The 19,138-nt window shown below is 71.0% G+C and carries 19 protein-coding genes; 9 read left to right on the top strand and 10 right to left on the bottom strand.

Features of this window, described 5'->3' with window-relative positions; all coding sequences use genetic code 11:
• The first annotated feature begins 2 nt into the window (after positions 1–2).
• From ACZ6D7_RS02590 to ACZ6D7_RS02565, 6 genes are all read left to right on the top strand, one after another.
• A complete protein-coding gene (locus ACZ6D7_RS02590) occupies positions 3–983 on the top strand; it encodes a carbohydrate ABC transporter permease (protein ID WP_469482588.1) in 981 nt (326 codons plus the stop codon).
• Entirely contained in the window at positions 980–1,867 is an 888-nt protein-coding gene (locus ACZ6D7_RS02585) for a carbohydrate ABC transporter permease (protein ID WP_469482587.1), read from the top strand. Before ACZ6D7_RS02590 ends, ACZ6D7_RS02585 begins: the two co-directional genes overlap by 4 nt.
• 36 nt (positions 1,868–1,903) lie before the next feature.
• Positions 1,904–3,916 carry a beta-galactosidase gene (locus ACZ6D7_RS02580; protein WP_469482584.1) on the top strand — a complete coding sequence of 671 codons (2,013 nt, stop codon included), beginning with the start codon at positions 1,904–1,906 and terminating at the stop codon, positions 3,914–3,916.
• 366 nt (positions 3,917–4,282) lie between these two features.
• Positions 4,283–4,915, top strand: a complete 633-nt coding sequence (locus ACZ6D7_RS02575) for a hypothetical protein (RefSeq protein ID WP_469482583.1) — start codon at positions 4,283–4,285, stop codon at positions 4,913–4,915.
• 73 nt (positions 4,916–4,988) lie between these two features.
• Complete coding sequence (locus ACZ6D7_RS02570; RefSeq protein ID WP_469482581.1) at positions 4,989–5,468, top strand: hypothetical protein; 480 nt, start codon at positions 4,989–4,991, stop codon at positions 5,466–5,468.
• 40 nt (positions 5,469–5,508) lie between these two features.
• Entirely contained in the window at positions 5,509–5,820 is a 312-nt protein-coding gene (locus ACZ6D7_RS02565) for a trypco2 family protein (protein WP_469482579.1), read from the top strand.
• A gap of 16 nt (positions 5,821–5,836) precedes the next feature.
• Here the strand turns inward: ACZ6D7_RS02565 and ACZ6D7_RS02560 are convergent, their stop codons facing one another.
• The gene (locus ACZ6D7_RS02560; protein WP_469482577.1) at positions 5,837–6,028 is read right to left on the bottom strand and encodes a DUF397 domain-containing protein; all 192 of its coding nucleotides are present in this window, start codon (positions 6,026–6,028) and stop codon (positions 5,837–5,839) included.
• Between the two features lie 10 nt (positions 6,029–6,038).
• A complete protein-coding gene (locus ACZ6D7_RS02555) occupies positions 6,039–6,920 on the bottom strand; it encodes a helix-turn-helix domain-containing protein (RefSeq protein WP_469482575.1) in 882 nt (293 codons plus the stop codon).
• 220 nt (positions 6,921–7,140) lie between these two features.
• Between ACZ6D7_RS02555 and ACZ6D7_RS02550 the strand changes: the two genes are divergently transcribed.
• Entirely contained in the window at positions 7,141–7,548 is a 408-nt protein-coding gene (locus ACZ6D7_RS02550) for an ATP-binding protein (RefSeq protein ID WP_469482573.1), read from the top strand.
• Positions 7,549–7,583: 35 nt separating this feature from the next.
• Positions 7,584–7,742 carry a type II toxin-antitoxin system VapB family antitoxin gene (locus ACZ6D7_RS02545; RefSeq protein ID WP_469482571.1) on the top strand — a complete coding sequence of 53 codons (159 nt, stop codon included), beginning with the start codon at positions 7,584–7,586 and terminating at the stop codon, positions 7,740–7,742.
• 137 nt (positions 7,743–7,879) lie between these two features.
• Here ACZ6D7_RS02545 and ACZ6D7_RS02540 read toward each other — a convergent pair whose 3' ends face one another.
• From ACZ6D7_RS02540 to ACZ6D7_RS02525, 4 genes are all read right to left on the bottom strand, one after another.
• Positions 7,880–9,325, bottom strand: coding sequence for a GH1 family beta-glucosidase (locus ACZ6D7_RS02540; protein ID WP_469482569.1), 1,446 nt, complete (start codon positions 9,323–9,325; stop codon positions 7,880–7,882).
• A gap of 132 nt (positions 9,326–9,457) precedes the next feature.
• On the bottom strand, positions 9,458–10,369 hold the full coding sequence (locus ACZ6D7_RS02535) for a carbohydrate ABC transporter permease (RefSeq protein ID WP_469482567.1): 912 nt from the start codon (positions 10,367–10,369) through the stop codon (positions 9,458–9,460).
• 12 nt (positions 10,370–10,381) lie between these two features.
• The gene (locus ACZ6D7_RS02530) at positions 10,382–11,392 is read right to left on the bottom strand and encodes a carbohydrate ABC transporter permease (protein WP_469482565.1); all 1,011 of its coding nucleotides are present in this window, start codon (positions 11,390–11,392) and stop codon (positions 10,382–10,384) included.
• 5 nt (positions 11,393–11,397) lie between these two features.
• Positions 11,398–12,720 carry an ABC transporter substrate-binding protein gene (locus ACZ6D7_RS02525; RefSeq protein WP_469482563.1) on the bottom strand — a complete coding sequence of 441 codons (1,323 nt, stop codon included), beginning with the start codon at positions 12,718–12,720 and terminating at the stop codon, positions 11,398–11,400.
• 372 nt (positions 12,721–13,092) lie between these two features.
• On the opposite strand from ACZ6D7_RS02525, the gene ACZ6D7_RS02520 reads away from it, so the two are divergent.
• Positions 13,093–14,148: a LacI family DNA-binding transcriptional regulator gene (locus tag ACZ6D7_RS02520; protein ID WP_469482561.1), complete on the top strand. Its 1,056-nt coding sequence runs from the start codon at positions 13,093–13,095 to the stop codon at positions 14,146–14,148.
• Positions 14,149–14,905: 757 nt separating this feature from the next.
• Here ACZ6D7_RS02520 and ACZ6D7_RS02515 read toward each other — a convergent pair.
• The 4 genes from ACZ6D7_RS02515 to ACZ6D7_RS02500 form a co-directional block, all read right to left on the bottom strand.
• A complete protein-coding gene (locus tag ACZ6D7_RS02515) occupies positions 14,906–15,178 on the bottom strand; it encodes a chorismate mutase family protein (protein ID WP_469482559.1) in 273 nt (90 codons plus the stop codon).
• Positions 15,175–16,437, bottom strand: coding sequence for an ATP-grasp domain-containing protein (locus ACZ6D7_RS02510; RefSeq protein WP_469482557.1), 1,263 nt, complete (start codon positions 16,435–16,437; stop codon positions 15,175–15,177). The genes ACZ6D7_RS02515 and ACZ6D7_RS02510 overlap by 4 nt, the downstream gene beginning before the upstream one ends.
• 91 nt (positions 16,438–16,528) lie before the next feature.
• Positions 16,529–17,806: an ATP-grasp domain-containing protein gene (locus tag ACZ6D7_RS02505; protein WP_469482554.1), complete on the bottom strand. Its 1,278-nt coding sequence runs from the start codon at positions 17,804–17,806 to the stop codon at positions 16,529–16,531.
• 58 nt (positions 17,807–17,864) lie between these two features.
• Positions 17,865–19,124 (bottom strand): MFS transporter, encoded by a 1,260-nt coding sequence (locus ACZ6D7_RS02500; RefSeq protein WP_469482552.1) that lies wholly within the window; start codon positions 19,122–19,124, stop codon positions 17,865–17,867.
• Between the last annotated feature and the right edge of the window lie 14 nt (positions 19,125–19,138).

Raw genomic sequence — 19,138 nt, 5'->3', positions numbered from 1 at the left:
CGATGAGCACCGAGATCACCACGAAGACCCCGGAGGCGGCCGCCGAGCCGCCCCGGGGCACCGCGCCTTCGAAGAAGCGGGTTCCGCAGGGCCACCGCCGCCTGCTGACCCGCCGCGACCGGCTCACGCTCGGCCTGATGGCCGGCGTGCCGACGATCCTGCACCTGGCCCTCGTCTGGGTCACCGCCCTCGCCTCGATCGCCCTCGCCTTCACCACCTGGGACGGCATCGGCTTCGACTCGATCACCTGGGTCGGGCTGGACAACTTCAAGGAGCTGTTCACCACCAACCCGCAGTTCTGGCCCGCCGTCGAGCACAACGTCATCTGGTTCGTCGTGCTCATCCTGATCCCGACCCCGCTCGGGCTCTTCCTGGCGATCCAGCTGGACAAGAAGATCCGGTTCAGCCGGGTCTACCAGACGGCGTTCTTCCTGCCGGTCGTGGTCTCCATGGCCGTCATCGGATTCGTCTGGCAGCTCGTCTACAACCCGGACACCGGCCTGATCAACAGCCTGATCGGCGCCAACCGGCCGGGCCACTACATCGACTGGATCGGCGACCCGGACCTCAACCTCTGGGCGATCCTCGTCGCCGCGTCCTGGCGCCACACCGGCTACATGATGATCCTCTACCTGGCCGGCCTGAAGAGCGTCGACCCCGCCCTGCGCGAGGCCTCGGCGCTGGACGGCGCGAACGAGTGGCAGACCTTCAAGAACGTCATCTTCCCGACCCTGCGCCCGACCAACACGGTCGTCCTGGTCGTCACGATCATCGAGGCCCTGCGCGCCTTCGACCTGGTCTTCGTCTTCAACAAGGGCGCCGAGGGCACCGAACTGCTGTCGATCCTGGTCACCAACAACATCATCGGCGAGTCCAGCCGCATCGGATACGGCTCCGCGATCGCCGTCGTCCTCCTGGTGATCTCCCTGGCCGTGATCATCCCGTACCTGATCGCGACCTTCCGGAAGGAGCGGCGCGCATGAGCACCACCACCGGCGCCTTCAAGCGGCGCACCCCGGTCCGCCCCGCCCGGATCCTGCTGCACACCTTCCTCGTCGTCACGGCCCTGGCCTGGCTCGCACCCCTGCTGTGGGCGCTGTTCGCGGCCCTGCGGCCGTACGCGGAGACCAGCGCCAAGGGCTATGTCTCCTGGCCCGACAAGCTCAGCCTCGACAATTTCACCAACGCCTTCCAGCAGTCGGACATGCTCCACTACTTCGGGAACACGCTGCTGATCGCGGTCCCGGCCGTGCTGCTCACCCTGTTCCTGTCGTCGTGCGTGGCCTTCTACGTCAGCCGCTTCGACTTCCGGGTCAACCTCTTCCTGCTGCTGGTCTTCACGGCGGGCAACCTGCTCCCGCAGCAGGTGATCATCACCCCGCTGTACCGCCTGTACCTGCTGGTGGACCTCCCCGGCATCACCGTCAGCGGCAAGCTGTACGACTCCGCGCTCGGCCTGGTCCTGATCCATGTGGCGTTCCAGGCGGGCTTCTGCGCCTTCGTGCTCAGCAACTACATGCGCTCGCTGCCGCACGAGCTGACCGAGGCCGCCCTCGTCGACGGCGCCTCCGTCTGGCGCCTGTACTGGCAGATCGTGCTGCCCCTGTGCAAGCCGGCGATGGCCGCCCTGGCGACCCTGCTCTCCATCTGGATCTACAACGACTTCTTCTGGGCCATCGTGCTGATCTCCACCGGCGAGAACATGCCGATCACCTCGGCCCTGAACAACCTCTCCGGGCAGTACTTCACCGACCCGAACCTGGTCGCCGCCGGTGCCCTGCTCACCGCGATCCCCACGCTGATCGTGTACTTCGTGCTCCAGCGCCAGTTCGTCAGCGGTCTGACGCTGGGCGCCAACAAGGGCTGAGCCCGCTCCCCGGCCCGTCCCGTGAAAGAGATCCCCATGAAGCGTGCCCTCCACGTCCCCGGCATCGCCTACGGCGGCGACTACAACCCCGAGCAGTGGCCCGAGGAGGTCTGGGCCGAGGACATGCGCCTGATGCGCGAGGCCGGGGTGAACCTGGTCAGCGTCAACATCTTCTCCTGGGCGCGCCTCGAACCCGCCGAGGGCGTCCACGACTTCACGCGCCTCGACCGGATCCTCGACCTGCTGCACGCCCACGGCATCGCCGCCGACCTGGCCACCCCGACGGCGGCCCCGCCGGCCTGGTTCTTCACGGCCCACCCCGAGGCGCTCCCGGTGGACCGCGACGGCCGGACCCTGTCGTACGGCAGCCGTCAGACGTTCTGCCCGAGCAGCCCCGCCTACCGCGGCGCCGCGTTGCGGATCGCCCGGGCGCTGGGGGAGCGGTACGCAGAGCACCCGGCGGTGGTCATGTGGCACATCCACAACGAGTACGGCTGCCACAACGCGGAGTGCTACTGCGACACCAGCGCGGCGGCGTTCCGGAGCTGGCTGCGGGCCCGCTACGGCAACGACCTCGCGGCGCTGAACGACGCCTGGGGCACCACGTTCTGGAGCCAGTGGTACTACGACTGGGACGAGATCCTGCCGCCGAGGGCGACCGGCGCCGTACCCAACCCAGCCCACCGGCTGGACTGGCGCCGCTTCTGCAGCGACGAGCTGCTGTCGCTGTGCACGGCGGAGCGGGAGGAGTTGGTCCGGGCCGCCCCGGGCATTCCCGCCACCACCAACTTCATGGTGATGTACAACTTCGACGCCCTCGACTACTGGCGCTGGGCGCCGGAGCTGGACGTGGTCTCCAACGACCACTACCTCCGCTCGACCGACCCCGAGTCGGAGATCGACATCGCGCTCAGCGGCGACCTCGTGCGCTCCCTCGCGGGCGGCCCCTGGCTGCTGATGGAGCACTCGACCGGCGCGGTGAACTGGCAGCCGGTGAACCGGGCCAAGGGGCCCGGCGAGCTGCGCCGCAACGCGCTCGCCCATGTCGCCCGCGGCGCCGACGGCATCGCCTACTTCCAGTGGCGGGCGGCGAAGGCGGGCGCCGAACAGTGGCACTCGGCGATGCTGCCGCACGCCGGCACGGACAGCGCCATCTGGCGTGACGTGGTGGCGCTGGGCGCGGACCTGAAGGCGCTGGCCGAGGTGCGCGGCAGCACGGGCACCGCCGAGACGGCGATCGTGTGGGACTGGGACGCGAAGTGGGCGCTGGAACTGCCCTCGCAGCCCAGCGAGCGGGTCCGCTATCTGGAGCTGGTCCGCTCCTGGTACGAGCCGCTGTGGCGGGCGGGCGTCGCCGTGGACTTCGTCCGCCCGGACGCGGACCTGTCGGCGTACCGCCTGGTCCTGGCCCCCGGCCTGTACCTGGTGGACGACGCGGGCTCCGCGAACCTCACCGGGTTCGCGGAGCGCGGCGGCACGCTGGTGGTCGGCTTCCACAGCGGGGCGGTGGACCAGAACTGCCATGTGCGGCTGGGCGGATACCCGGGCGCGTTTCGCGAGGCGCTGGGGGTGCGGACCGACGAACTCTTCCCGCTGCTGCCCGGCGAGACGGTCGGCCTGGAGGGCGGCGGCACCGGTTCGCTGTGGTCGGAGCGGGTGCGGCCGGTCGGCGCGCAGGCCGTGTCGTCGTACACGGACGGTCCGCTCGCCGGTGTCCCGGCGATCACCCGGCACGGCTACGGCACGGGCGTCGGCTGGTACGTGGCCACGCTGCCCGACCCGGACACCCTGGCCGCGCTGCTGGAACGGGTGTGCTCGGAGGCCGGTGTCGCGCCGGTGCGCGCCGGCCTACCCCGGGGCGTCGAGGCCGTGGTGCGGCGGGGCACCGACGCCGACTACCTCTTCCTGATCGACCACACGGGGCGGGGCGCGGAGGTCCCGGTCGCGGCCGACGGCGTCGAACTGCTCGTCGGAAAGCCGGTCGACGGGGGGTCGGTGCAGGTGCCGCCCGGGGAGGTCGTGGTGGTGAGAGAGCCGCGTTCCGTATGAGTCGACGGTGAATTCGGGAAGCGATCTCGAAATTCCCCCTGTGTGTTACGGCCGCCCGCGGAATCAACCGCGATAGGCATGGTGCCCATGAAGCGCGCACGCACACGTCTGCTCCGTCTGTCCCTGGCCGGGGTGTCGGTATTGGCCCTGCTGGGCGCGGAGAGGGGATGTGAAAAGCCCGATGCCTCCGTCGCTTTCACGCCGACCTTCGTACCGGTCACCTTCGCTCTGGATTCCTCCGGAAAGCTGACTATCGCGACGGGAAGGACGCTCGTCACGCCCATCGGGGTCTTTGTCGTGCAGGCCGGTGTGGAACACCAGTTCACGATCAATCCAGAGGGATATCTCACCGCGATCTTCCGTTATGTGAAACCGCATATCGGGTTGGTCGAGGAGGGGTATCTCATCCGTACCGACCGTCGTGTCGCACCGGAACTCGACGGCCAGTCGCTCGCCGCCGCGCAGGGCGGCCTGCTCCGCGTCGACGCCACGGGGGCCGAGTCCGGCGAGGTGACCCGGCTGAAGATCTCCGACACCCCGCAGAACACGCCGGTCCCCACGGCCTCGGCGTCCGCGTGCCCGGCCGGCGCCAAGGAGGTGGAGCTGCCCGACGTGTCGGCGGGCGACTCCGTCGAGGACACTGTCGCCGAGCTGGCGGCGGCCTGCTTGAACGTCCAGTACGCCGCGGAGGTGGGGGAGGGCGACGAGGGCACGGTGTCCAAAGTGGTTGTCCCCACGACGGTGCCTCGCGGCCAGGTTCAGCTGCCGCAGGCCGACGACGGCGCTCCGGGGCCGGGCGACCGGGTGACCACCGACGAACGCCGGGTAGCGACGGTGTTCGTAGTGACGCCGCCCGAGGAGACGTCACCGTCACCGACCCCGACCGATACATCCGCCTCGCCCACGGACACTCCCTCACCCACGGACACCCCCTCACCCACCGACACCCCCTCACCCACCGACACGGCCTCCGCCACTGCCACCGCGTCCACCGGTTAGTCCCCCGTCCTCGGCACCGAACAGGCCCTCTTGTCGCCGGGGTGAGGGCCTCTTAACCTGCTCGGGAGCGGCGTTGGCCACCGTAGTACCGTCCGACGAAGAGATACTGCAGGCCGACGAACGGCACATGCCCCGGCACAAGAGCGCGCCGGCGCGGGCCGCCAAGTGCAAACGCTGCGACGGTGCGGACATGGCCTGCCCGAGCTGCTCCGGCGAGTGGAAGTGGAAGTGCCCGACCCGCAAGGGGAAGGGGCTCGCCCCCTGTGAAACCTGCAAGGGCGCGAAACGCCTCGGGTACGGGGAGTGCGGCGGCACCGGCCGCTTCACCGTCTGGACCGAGGGCGTCATCACCCACACCCCCGATCCCGACCAGCTGAAGCCCGTCTGTCCGCCCTTCAGCAAGCTGGAGACGGGCTACTGGCGCACGGCGGAGCTGACCAGCGCCGACGGCGAACTCCCGGACTTCCTGGAGGACGCGCACCTCAAGCAGGTCGCGCTCCTCCTGGCCGTGAAGGACCGGGAGGGCCGACGCCGGGTGACCTTCCTACGGTGACTTGTACCATCTGGGCACCGCAGGGCAGCGAGGGGGAGAAATGATCGAACTGGCCGACATGATCCGTGAGTTGAGGCAGCAGCTGAGCACCGCGTTGGCGGACGGCGAGGGCGAGGCCCTGCGCTTCGAGCTCGGCCCGGTCGAGGTCGAGGCGTCCGTCGCCGTCACCCGGGAGGCGGGCGGCGACGCGAAGGTACGGCTGTGGGTCGTCGACGCCGGCGCGAGCGGAAGGTACGGCCACGCCGAGACCCAGCGGGTCACGCTCACCCTGACGCCCAAGGTGGTACCGCCGGGCGGGGGTGTCCCGGACACGGCGTTGATCGCGGATGACGAGGCCGACGGCGAACGTTGAGCCCGCCCGCCCGGGTTCAGCGAGTGAAGCCGCCGGCCTGCAGAGCGTGCAGGAGGCTCGCGAGGGCCTGGGGCGCGAGGGTGGCTATCGTGTGCGGCCGGTCGCTCTCGCGGAGGTGCAGTCGAGAAGAGGCCGATGCGGCCAGCTCCACGCAGTTGCCTTCGCCGCCCGAGCTGAACGACGACTTCTGCCAGGTCAGTTGGGGCATGGGGGTCCTCTCACAGGGTGTACATCACGTGCTGGACGAGGCTCAGCGAGTCCCGTGACTCATGCGATTCCGGTGCTGACTCCGGGTCGATCGGAGCCAGTGCCAGTTCGGAGAGCCGTTCGAACATCTTCGCGTACTCGTCCAGTTGGTCTCCATCCCGCAGGAAGAGGGACTGCGTCGGATGTTCCAGGTAGACCGTGTCCAGTTCGGGGGCCGTGGCGCCGTAGACGACGAACGACTGGGTGTGTGCGGCGTAGTTCCCCGCTTCGAACGGGTACACCTGTACGGTCACGTTGGCCAGCCGGGAGACCTCAATCAACCGCAGGAGTTGCCTGCGCATGACCGCCGGGCCACCGACGCGGGTGTGGAGCGCGGCCTCATGGATGACCGCGTGACAGGTCACGGGAGGGTCGCCGGTGAGGACGCGCTGCCTGGCCAGGCGGAACTGGGCGTATCGAGCCGCGCGTTGCGGGTCCTGCTCGGTGGCTTCGAGTACGGCACGGGCGTAGTCCTCGGTCTGCAGCATTCCAGGGATGAGCAACGGCTCATGCGTCCGTAGCACGGTTGAACGGGCTTCGAGTTCGGCCAGGTCGCGGGCTGCCGGGCCGATCGTGTCACTAAACCCGCCCCACCAGCCCTTTCCGCTCTCATGGGCCATCTCCATCAGGGCCTCGAAGTAGGCGCCCTCGGTGCAACCGTAGGCGCGGAGCAACTTGTAGAGGCCGTTGCGCGGAACGTCGACCCGGCCGGACTCGATGTGGCTGATCCGGGTGCGTTCGGCCTCGATCACCGCAGCTGCGACGTCGCCCGAAAGCCCGGCTCGGACACGGAGTTTTCGCAGCTCCACGCCCAGACGTCGCTGGCGTTCACTGGGGTTCGTCCTCGGTGGCATGCGGCGCAGTGTCCCCCGGCGTCTGCGCAGGCGTCCACCTACTCGGAGGGTCGTCACTCTTGAGGAGGGAGGTCGCTGTACACGGTTGTACCTCTTCTACGTGTGGCCCTAGCGTCGGTATCCACCCACCCGGAAGTACCCCCACCCTCAAGCCAGTTGCAGAGGCCCGGGCCTGGTCACCGCGTGGACGCCACCGCACCACCCAACACAGGAGCCCCCCATGGATGACCCGCCCAGCGTCTCCCTCACCTTCCCGCCCCACCCCGCCTGGGTCCGTGCCGCCCGTGAAACCGTCCGCACCCTGCTCGCCGCCTCCCTCCACCCCGAACTCACCGACACCGCAGTCCTCCTCACCTCCGAGGCCGTCACCAACGCCATCAACGCCTGCGCCGACAAGGGATGCGCCACTCCCGTCACCCTCCACGCCGGCTGGATGGATCCCCACCGCCGGCTCCGTGTCCTCGTCCACGACGAGGCTCCGGGGCTGCCCGCCATCCGTACGCTCACCCCCGACGAGGAGGACGGCCGCGGAATGCACCTCATCTCGGCCGGCTCCGACGCCTGGGGCATCTGCACCCACGGCCCGGGCAGAGGCAAGGCCACCTGGTTCGAGCTGGGAAAGGGCTGATCGACATAGACGAGGAGCTGCCGCCCGAGGCGGCCATGGGGTTCGGGACAAAGACGAAGAAGGACACGGGCGACGCGGCGCTCAGGGAAGGCGTCGAGCGGAAGGAGCGCGCCCTCGCGCTGGCCCGGCTCGCGGCGCGGGCGGACGCGGGGTACTTCGACATGCTCCTGGAGGAGGAGAACTACCGTCGATGAGCGCGGCCGCCTACCTCGTCGGCCCCCGCCCCCGACGCCGACGGGGCGCGGCAAGCCCCCACAGCCTGCCGCGCCCCTCCCCCCGCCCCCGGGTCAGGTGGTCCTGCGGGTCATGTGAGTCACGCGATTCCTGCCCGTCACGCGGTCTCGACGTCCGGCAGGGTTCCCGTCCGGGCCGCCTGGCCGTACCACAGCGCGCTCGACTTCGGGGTGCGGGCCAGTGTCGCGTAGTCCACGTACACCGCGCCGAACCGCTTGTCATAGCCGTACGCCCACTCGAAGTTGTCCAGCAGGGACCACAGGTAGTAGCCGCGGACGTCCGCGCCGTCGGTGATCGCGCGGCGGACCGCCGACAGGTGGCCGTACAGGTACGCGACCCGCTCCGGGTCGTGCACGCGGCCGTCCGGGTCGGGCTTGTCGTCGTACGCCGCGCCGTTCTCGGTGATGTAGAGGGGCAGGCCCGGGGCCTCCCGCGTGTAGCGCATGATCAGCTCGTGCAGGCCCGTCGGGTCGATCGTCCAGCCCATCTCCGTGCGCTCGCCCGGTGTCTGGTGGAAGGCGACGTCGTCCGCGCCCGGCCAGGGCGAGTGCTCGCTCGCGCCGTGGCCGTCCGAACGAGGCCCCCGCACCGACTCCTCCGCCGCCGAGACCAGCGTCGGGGTGTAGTAGTTCAGGCCCAGCGCGTCCAGCGGCTGCTGGATCGTGCGCAGGTCGCCGTCCAGGACGTACGACCAGTCCGTCAGCGACGAGGTCGCGGCCAGCAGCGTCTCGGGGTAGACGCCCTTCAGCAGCGGGCCGTGGAACACGCCGTTCGCCAGGTCGTCGATCTTCTGGGCCGCCGCCAGGTCCGCCGGATCCTGCGAGAACGGCCGTACCACCGACGAGTTGAGGCTGATCGCCACCGAGTTGCGGGCCGGCATCGCCGCGCGCAGGGCGGACGTGCCCAGGCCGTGCGCCAGGTTCAGGTGATGGGCGGCCCGCAGGGACGCCACCGGGTCCGTGCGCCCCGGCGCGTGCACCCCGGAGGCGTAGCCCAGGAACGCGCTGCACCAGGGCTCGTTCAGCGTGATCCAGTTCTCCACGCGGTCGCCGAGCGCCTCCCCGACGATCTGCGCATACTCGGCGAACCGGAACGCCGTGTCCCGCTCCGGCCAGCCGCCCGCGTCCTCCAGCTCCTGCGGAAGGTCCCAGTGGTAGAGGGTGACGGCCGGCTTGATGTTCTTCGCGAGCAGCTCGTCCACCAGACGGCGGTAGAAGTCCAGGCCCACCTGCACCGCGGGGCCGCGGCCCGTCGGCTGCACCCGGGACCAGGAGATCGAGAAGCGGTACGCCGACAGGCCCAGCTCCGCCATCAGCGCCACGTCGTCGCGGTAGCGGTGGTAGTGGTCGACAGCGATGTCACCGGTCTCGCCACCGGACGTCCTGCCCGGCGTATGACTGAAGGTGTCCCAGATGGAGGGCGTACGGCCGTCCTCCCGCACCGCCCCCTCGATCTGGTACGCGGACGTCGCGGCGCCCCAGAGGAAGGCGGGGGGAAAGGTCACCGGGCTCACCGGGGTGGCCGGCTGTGCGGACTCAGACATGGAAGCGCTCCCATGGAAGGTCGTCGAGGTCGTCGAGACCGACCGACGAGGTTGGGGGGAAGAAGTGCGGAGGTGCGGGAAGGGGGCCGGGGCGGCTGTGACCCGGCCCCCGAAGTCACGGGGGCGCGGGCGTCAGCCCTTCACGGCGCCCTGCATGATGCCGCCCACGATCTGCTTGCCGAAGAGCGCGAAGACCAGCAGCAGCGGCAGCGTGCCCAGCAGCGCGCCCGCCATGATCAGCGACTGGTCGGGCGTGTACCCGCGGCCGAGGCCCGCGACCGCGACCTGCACCGTCGGGTTGCCGGTCTGGCTGAGCACCAGGAACGGCCACAGGAAGTCGTTCCACGTCTGCACGAACATCAGCATGCCGAGCACCGCCATCGCGGGGCGCGCCGCGGGAAACACCACATGCCACACCACCCGCCAGCTGCTCGCGCCGTCCACCCGGGCCGCCTCGATGATCTCGTCCGGCAGCGCCTGGATCAGGTACTGCCGCATGAAGAACACACCGAACGCGCTCACCAGCGACGGCAGGATCACCGCCTGGAGCTGGTCGGTCCACTCCAGCTTGGCCACCATCATGTACAGCGGGATGATGCTCAGCTGCGGCGGCACCATCATCGTGCCGATCACGATCAGCATCAGCGCGCCCCGGCCCCGGAACCGCAGCTTGGCGAAGGCGAAGCCGGCGATCGTCGACAGGAAGACGATCGTCGCCGCCGACGTCCCGGCCACGATCGTCGTGTTGACGAAGGCCTTGCCCAGATTGGCGTCGTTCCAGGCGATGTCCAGGTTCTTGAAGAGGTTCGAGCCGAACCAGAACGGCGGTGGCGTCTGCGCCAGCCGCTGGTTGTCACGGGACGCGGCGATCGCCGTCCACACCAGCGGGAACAGCGAGCCGAGGGTGAACAGGGCGAGGATCACGTACGCGATCGGCCCGGCGTGCATCTGGCCGCCGGCCCGCTCGGACTTCGGGCGGCGCACCCGGCGTGCCGCCGGCACCGCGTCCTTGGGCTCGGACTTGGTCACAGTCGTCGTCGTCACGGCTGCTCCTCCTTAACTGCTGGCGCGCAGCCGGCGCGAGATGACGTAGTTGACGATGCCGATCACGATCAGGATCAGGAACATCGTCCAGGCGATGGCGGAAGCCCGGCCCAGGTGCTGGTTCACCCAGCCCTGCTCGTACAGGTACAGGCCCAGCGTCTGGAACTGGTGCTCCGCACCGCCCGACGCGCCCTTGTTGGCGTCGAAGAGGAGCGGCTCACCGAAGACCTGGCTGGCGCCGATCGTGGAGACGACGACCGTGAAGAGGATCGTCGGCCGCAGCGACGGCAGGGTCACGTGGAGGAACTGCTGCCAGCGGCTGGCGCCGTCCAGCGCCGCCGACTCGTACAGGTCCTGCGGGATCGCCTGCATCGCCGCCAGATAGATCAGCGCGTTGTAGCCGGTCCACCGCCAGATGATGATCGACGACACCGCGATCTGCGACGGCCACTTGTCGTTCTGCCAGTCGACCGGGCTGATCCCGACCGCGTCCAGCGCCCAGTTGATCATGCCGTAGTCGCGCCCGAAGAGCAGCACGAACACGAGCGAGGCGGCGGCGATCGACGTCGCGTACGGCGCGAGCATCGCGACCCGGTAGAAGGTCGACGCGCGCAGCCTGTAGTTGAGGATGTGCGCCAGGCCCATCGCCATCAGCAGCTGCGGCACGGTCGAGATGATCCCGATCGTCAGCGTGTTCTTCGCCGCGTTCCAGAAGAAGTCGTCGTCGAAGATCCGCGTGTAGTTGCGCATCCCGACCCACTCCATGTCGGTGGGCGCGGTCATCTCCACCTGGTGCAGCGAAGCCCAGCCCGTGTAGATCAGCGGGAACAGGCCGAAGGCGAGGAACAGCAGGAAGAACGGCGAGACGAAGGCGTACGGGCTCCAGCGGATGTCCCGCTGCCAGCGGCGCGAGAGCCGGGCCCGGTGCCGCGCGTCGGCCTCCGTGGCGGCCGCGGGCGGGCGGCCCGGGGCCGCGCCCCCCTCCTTGGCGGGGGGCGCGGCGGTGTCGTGACGGGTGGACATACGGGTCACTTGTCCAGGTTGTTGTCGATGGTCTTGGTCGCCGTCTCCCAGGCTTCCTTCGCGGACTTGCCCTTCGTCACGAGGATGACGCCGTTGTCGGTCAGGCCCTGCTGGATGATCTGGTCCTTCGGGCCGATCACCTGGACCGGGGCGGACTTCGCGGCCTCCGCGAAGATCGCGCCGATGTTGGCGTCACCGGTCATGTCGTTCTTGGCGTCGGTGACTTCGGGCATGGTGTACGTGCTCGGCGCGCTCGGGAAGGAGCCCTGCACCTTGAACAGCTTCGCCTGCTGCTCGGGCGCGGTCAGCCAGGCGACCAGCTTCTCGGCCTCCTTCACGTTCTTGCCGCTGGAGGGCACGGTGAGGAAGGAACCGCCCCAGTTGGCGGACTTCGGCGCCACCGCGACGGCCCACTTGCCGAACGCCTCGGGCTTCGACTTGCCCTTCAGGGTGCCGAGCATCCACGGCGGGCAGGCGATGGTGGCGAACTTGTTGTTCGCGATCGTCTGGTCCCAGGCCGGCTGGAACTGGGTCTGCGCCTGGACCAGGCCCTTCTCCGCGGCCTCCGCGGTCAGGTCGAAGGCGGCCTTGACGGCCTGGTTCGACTTGTAGATGACCTCGCCGGAGGAGTCGTAGAACTTCTCCTCCTCACTGCCGAGGATCGCGTTGATCAGACCGCCGGGGGAGTCCATGAAGAAGGTGCCCTTGGGGGCCTTCGCCTTGAACTGCTCGCCGACCGAGACGAACTTCTTCCAGTCGCCCGCCCACAGCTTGCCGACCTCCGCGGGGTCGGTGGGCAGACCGGCCTGCTGGAAGAGGTCGGTGCGGTAGCACAGGGCCATCGGGCCGACATCGGTGCCGAGACCGATCGTCTTGCCGTCCTTGGTGGTGGCCTGCGCCCACTTCCAGTCCAGCCAGTTGCTCTTGTTCACGCCCGAAACCTTGGACATGTCCTGGAGCTTGGCGCTCTGGGTGGCGGTGACCTCGGCGATGTTGGCGACCTCGACGGCTTGGACGTCCTGCAGACCGCTGTTGGTGGTGAGGTGGTTGACGAGCGCCGGGTAGTAGTTCTCGTTCCGCTCGATGACGGTCTCGGCGATCTTGATGTTCGGGTTGAGCTTCTCGTACTCGGCGTAGAGGCCGGCCTCTTTGAAGCCCATCGTGCCGAAGAGACCCAGCGTGATCGTGGTCTTGCCCTTGCCGGACGACGAACCGTCGGAGCCCTCGTTGCCGCCGTCGTCGGCACAGCCGGCCAGCAGCCCGGCGCCCAGCGTTGCGACGGTCGCCAGGACCACCACCCGACGGGAGGTTCGGGTACGTGCGCGCATTGCGTCCTCCTGTTGCCCTGACGTGCCGACCCCCCGGCCAACTGCATTGTTGGGCCCGTTAGTTTCTCGCTGCGGCTCGGGCGGGGAACGTGCGGGATGTGTATGTGTCAGGTACCGTGGGAGCGCTCCCATCGGTGATGTGTTGAAGAGTCGTCGGTTCCGGCGGGGGTGTCAAGGGCGGGGACGCGAGGAGGTGCGTTCAGTTATCCGGCTGTTAGCTAACCCGGATCCACGATCGACATATGACCCAATCCGGCAGGGAACGGTCGCTCGGGCGGGGCCGGGTGCGGCAGTGGTCGGCGACGGCCGTCCGAGCAGCGAGGACTGTTAGATTCCAGGCCACGGTAAGACGACGGCGGGAAGGCGGGGCCCATGGCAACCCACGGAACGCGGGGCCGCAGCGGCGGCCGGCCCACCCTCGAAGAGGTGGCCGCCCGCGCCGGCGTAGGCCGCGGCACGGTCTCCCGGGTGATCAACGGCTCGCCCCGGGTCAGCGACGCGACCCGTGCGGCCGTGGAGGCGGCGGTCGCGGAACTCGGCTACGTGCCCAACACGGCCGCCCGCGCGCTCGCCGCCAACCGCACGGACGCGATCGCGCTCGTCGTCCCCGAGCCGGAGACCCGGTTCTTCGCGGAGCCGTACTTCTCGGACATGCTGCGGGGTGTGGGCGCCGAACTCGCCGACACCGAGATGCAGTTGCTGCTGATCTTCGCCGGTAGCGATCGCGAACGCCAGCGGCTGGCCCAGTACCTCGCGGCCCACCGGGTGGACGGCGTGCTGCTGGTCTCCGTCCACGCCGACGACCCGCTCCCGGACCTCCTGGCCCAGCTGGAGATCCCGGCGGTGATCAGCGGCCCGCGGTCCGCCGCGGAGACGCTGCCCTCGGTCGACTCCGACAACTACGGCGGCGGCCGCTCGGCGGTGGAGCACCTCCTCGCCAGGGGCCGCACCCGCATCGCCCACATCACCGGCCGCCTCGACGTGTACGGCGCCCAGCGCCGCGTCGACGGCTACCGCGACGCCCTGCGCGACGCGGGGTACGAGGTGCGCGAGGCCCTCATCGAGCCCGGCGACTTCACCGAGGAGGGCGGCCGGCGCGCGATGACCGAGCTGCTCGCCCGCGATCCGTCCCTCGACGCGGTGTTCGCGGGCTCCGACGTGATGGCGGCCGGCGCCCGCCAGGCGCTGCGCGAGGCGGGCCGCCGCATCCCGGAGGACGTGGCGCTGGTCGGCTACGACGACTCGGCCATCGCCCGCCACATGGAGCCGCCGCTGACCAGCGTTCGCCAGCCCATCGAGGAGATGGGCCGCCGCATGCTGGACCTCCTCCTCACCGAGATCGCGGACCGCCGCCCGGCGGTCTCCCGCGGCCTGGAACCCCGCCAGGTGGTGCTGGCAACAGAACTGGCGGCCAGGGCTTCGTCCTGAGACGGGTCTGGGGAGGGGACCTGGGCTTCCGGCTTCCGGCTTCCGGCTTCCGAGCCTCCGGCCACTGGCCCACCGGGCCTTCGGGCTCCCGAGCTTCCGGGCCCCAGGCCTCCGGCTCCTCCGCTTTCGGGTCACCGGGCTTCCCTCAATCGGGTCACCGGGCTCCCGGCTTCCGGGTTCCCGAGCCTCTGGCTTCCGGGTTCCCATACCTCTGGCCCCCGGATTCCGGGCCTCCGGCCCCCGGATTCCGGGCTCCGGGCCCCCGGCCCCCGGATTCCGGGCCCCGGGCTTCCGCCTTCCGGGCTCCGGGCCTCCGGCCTCCGGCCCCCGGGCTCCGGGCTCCGGGCTTCCGCCTTCCGGGCTCCTCCGTTTTCGGGCCGCGGGGCTCCCCGCCTCCGGGTTCCCGAGCCTCCGGACCTCCGGCCTCCGGGCCACCGGACTCCCGGCCTCCGGGCCTCCGCGTCCCGGGCATCCGGCCCCCCGGAGCCCCGGCCCCCCGGCCCCCCGGAGCCCCGGGCTCCCGACCCCAGGCCCCGGGCTGCCCTGGCCCCCGGCCCTCGGGCTCCGGACCCCCGCCCCCCAGCCCCCAGCCCCCAAGTCACCAAAGCGAAAAGCACAGGCGTCCATGCCTCCCCCTGTGTAGGCATGGACGCCTGGGCCCCTCCCCTGGGGGTGGCGGTCGCGTCTCCCCTTCCCCTGTTCGCGACGCGGCGCCTCGCCCCCCTCCCCCCGGGGATGGACTCCCGTTCCTCTCCCCTCAGTGCGGAGCGGGAGTCCTGGTCGGTGTGTCCTGGTCGGTGAGGGACAGGACCGCGCGGCCGATGTCGGTGCCGGGGCGGCCGAGGCCGGCGCCGTAGCGGGCCAGGACCCGGTTCTCCCAGGTCAGTTCCGAGGCGGGGAGTCCCGCCGCCCGGCGCTCCGAACGGTGACCCCGGGCCAGTTCGGCCCGGCGCAGCAGCAGCGCGATGATCTGGTCGTCCAGGCTGTCGAGCCCGGCGACCGGGCCGGGCGGCAGCGCCTCGCCGCTCACAGCAGCTCGCCCGGTTCCGCCGTCACCCTCACCCGGGTCAGGAAGGACAACCCGCCGATGGCCTCGCGGGCCAGCGTGAGGGCCTTCTCCGGGGTGTCCGCGTGGGCGCGGGCCTGGGCCGGGCGGGAGTCAGAGCTGTGCAGGCCGCTCAGCCGGGCCCCGGGCTTGACGAGGACGTCGACCGTGACACCGTCGGGATGCGGCCCCTCCGCACCGGTGATCTCGACCAGCTCCCCGGTGGCCGGCGCCGCGGCGAACCAGATCGCCTCGGCGCGCCGGGTCCGGCCGGAGTCGGCCAGCACGGCGCGGACGTCGTCCAGGACCCGCTCGCCGACGCACTGCCGCAGCTGGTACTCCACGAGGTCCACCCCGGTCGCGTCGGTCACCAGGTTCCAGATCTCGTCGCCGCCGACCCGCAGATGCGTCTCGATGAGCCGGGGACCGTCCGGGGTCAGCACCACCTCCGTGTGCGTGGGCCCGAACCGCACGCCCAGCGCGTCGAGCGCCGCGGTCACGTACGCCCGGATCTCCGTCTCGCGTACGTCGTCCAGCGGGGCCGGCATCACATGGCCCAGCTCGACCAGGCTCACCGGGTCGGAGTACTTGCGGGTGACCGCGACGACCACATGGGCGCCGTCCTCCGAGAACGCCTCCACGCTGTACTGGTCCCCGGTAAGGAACACCTCCGCCACCACCTCCGTGTCCTCCTCGGCACCCCGCGCGCGGGCGAACGCGGCCTCGGCCTCCGCGTCGGCACGGACGACCGAGACACCCGTACTGGCCGTGCCCCGGCGGGGTTTGACGACGACGGGGTAGCCGTGTGCCGCCGCGAACGCGCACAGCGCCGCGGGGTCGGTCACCTCGGTGGCCGGGGTGCTCTCCACGCCCGCCTCGGCGAGCCTGCGCCGCATCGCGAACTTGTCGAAGACCAGCCGTACCGTCTCCGGGTCGTGCGTGGGCACGCCCAGCGCCTTGCCCACCTCCGCGGCCGTCTCCTGGCACTGGTCGCCGAAGGTGCCGATCCGGGTCACCGGCTGCGCGGCGTGGATCGCCCGCGCGAGCGCGATCCACTCCTCGACCGGCGCGTCCGCGCGCACGGCGACGATCCGGGCGTGCCCGTCGGCCTCCTCCAGCTTGGCCAGATGGTCGGGCCGGCACAGCACGCTCGTGGTGAACGTACGGCCCCGGTCCGTGCCGCGGGCCCGGATCCGGCCCGGCATGTCGTAGCCGCTGCCGAAGACCAGGACGTGTTCAGACATGGTGCGCCGCTTTCTGCGAGGAGGGAGAGGAGGGAAGGGAGGAGGGAGAGGAGGGAGGGGAGGAGGGAGGGGGAGGGAAGGGCATCTGGGGTCATGTTCCGTCCGGGCCGGGGGGTGCCCCGTCCGGGTCCGGGGCGGTCGTGACCGTGATCTTCTCGGTGAGCCGCTCCGCCAGGGCGACCGCCGCCGTGGTGTCGTCGGCGGTGACCAGGACCTGGCCCACCCGGTCCCAGCTGGCGCTCAGCGGACGGACGACCCCGCCCACCGGCACGACGACGTCCAGCCCGATGACGCCCTCGTGCGCCCGCACCCCGTCCACGCCCTGGACGTCGGTGACCCGGCCCGGCTCGGCGGTCAGGAACCGGGTCGCGGCGGCGGCCCGGGCCACGGGCGCCCGTTCCGGAGCGGCCAGCACCCCGCCGGCCCAGCCGACCGTGAACGACTCGATGTCGAAGCCGTACGCCGCGTCCACCAGTTCCATGATCCGGTCGCCGCCGGGCCGCCCGTGGGACTCGATCACCCGGGGCCCGCCGGGCGTCAGCTTCACCTCGGTGTGCGCGGCGCCCTGCCGCAGCCCGACGGTGTCCAGGAACTCCGCGGCACACGCGCGTACGGCGCTCTCGTCGGCCGCGGCCAGCCGGGCCGGCAGGGCGTGGCCGGTCTCCACGAACGTGGTGTCCGTGGCCTTCTCGGTGACCGCGAGCAGCAGATGCCGTCCGTCGAAGGTGAACGACTCCACGCTGTACTCGGGCCCCTCCAGGTACTCCTCCATCAGGAAGTCCCCGACGGGGAAGTACGTGGCGAAGGGGTGCTCGGTGCTGCCGCGCAGCCGGACGATCGACTCCCAGGCGTCGTCGGCCGCCGCCGGCCCGTCGACCCGCCGCACCCCGAAGCTGGCGGCCGCGTCCACCGGCTTCACGATGAACGGATAGCCGTGCCGGGCCCCGAACGCGGTGAGGTCGGCGCGCTCCCCGGCCACGGCCGCCGCCACCGCCCCCGGCCGCCCGGCCAGATGCCGGCGCATCGTCGCCTTGTCGCGCATCAGCCGCGCGCAGTACGGGCTGTTGCCCGCCAGCCCGAGCGCCTCGGCGACCCGGGCGGCCGGTTCGACGCCGGGCTCGGTGATGGTGGCGACGCCGTCGAAGCCGTAGACCTGGTGCGCGGCCGTGACCAGCGGGCCCAGCACGGACCAGTCGGTGTAGTCGACGAGCAGGGCCGCCTCGACCAGTTCGGCGTGCTCGGGCCGGTACTCCTCCGGCCGCTGCACGTTGACGACCTTCAGCCCCAGCTCCCGGGCCTTGCGGACGGTCTCCACCCGGCCGCCGATCACCAGGACGGTACGGTCCCCCACGGGCGCGTTCTCATCCACGTGTTTCTCATCCACGTGCGTCTCTCCCACGTGTTTCTCATCCACGTGCGTCTCTCCCTCAGTCCAGCGCCGGCTGCTGTTCGGCGGCGGCCGGCGCCTCGGTCGCGGCGGTCGCGGCCAGCTGTCGCTCGCCCCACTTCACCGTCGGCACCATCGCGAGGCCCGCGGCGGCGAACAGCGCGCCGAGCAGGATCCAGCCGGGAGCGCCCCAGTAGACGAGCAGCCCGGTCAGCGCCAGCGGGCCGACGATCTCCGCGACGGTCAGGCCCGAGCCGAAGAACGCCTGGTACTGGCCGTGCCGTCCGTCGGGGGCCAGCCCGAAGCTGATCTCCCAGGTGCCGGCCATCTGCACCATCTCGCCGAGGGTCTGCACACCGGCCGCCGCCACCAGGAGCAGCACCGCCGACCACGCCGAGCCGCCGCTGCCCGAGAAGGCGAACACCACACAGCCGGCCGCGAGCAGCAGCCCGCCGCGCACCACGTACCGGGCGGCGCTCGCCAGGTCGGTCACCCCGCGGGCCACCCGGACCTGGAAGACCACGACGGCCAGCGTGTTGAGCACGAACATCAGCGACAGCACCCACTTGGGGGCCTCGGTGTGCCCGACGATCCACAGCGGCAGCGCCACGTCGATCAGCGGCACGTGCAGCACCAGGACCAGGTTGAGCAGGCTGACGGCGACATACGGGCGGTCCTGGAAGACCGACTGCGCCTTCTCGCCCTTCGCCGCCGCGGGGGTGGGCGCGACCGCCGGTGCCCGCAGCAGCACCAGGGAGGCCACCGCGAACGCCGACGCGTTGAGCGCGAAGGCCGCCAGGTACGCCTCGCGGGTGTCGAAGAGCAGCACGATGCCGCCCAGCGCGGCGCCCACCGACAGACCCGCGTTGTACGAGGCCTGGAGGAACGCGCGGACCTTCGTCAGCTGCTCCTTGGGCACCACGCCCGCCAGCAGCGCCTGCTGGGCCGCCGAACCGCTGCGCTGGCCGACCGCGTACAGGCTCGCCGCCAGCACGAACAGCGGGAAGGAGCGCACGACCAGGTACGAGCCGACGGCCGCCGCCGCGCAGAGGAAGAAGAAGGCGGCGGTGCCCCGGGCGCCCCGGCGGTCGGTGACATGGCCGAGCGGCACGCCGAGCACCAGCGCCACCGTCCAGGCGATGGTCAGCCCGAGCCCGAGCTGGGCCGCCGACAGACCGACGACCTGGGTGAAGAACAGGGCGGCGGTCACGTAGTACGCGCCGTCGCCGGTCCGGCTGATGAGCTGGGCCAGGGCGAGCGTGCGCGCGGGCCCGGGCGGGGGAACCAGGTCCTTGATCATGAGACTCCTCGCGG

This window comes from Streptomyces sp. NPDC041784, from assembly GCF_055591025.1.
The sequence above is the reverse complement of the archived record's forward strand: the minus strand, read 5'-3'. Positions and strand labels throughout refer to the sequence as shown.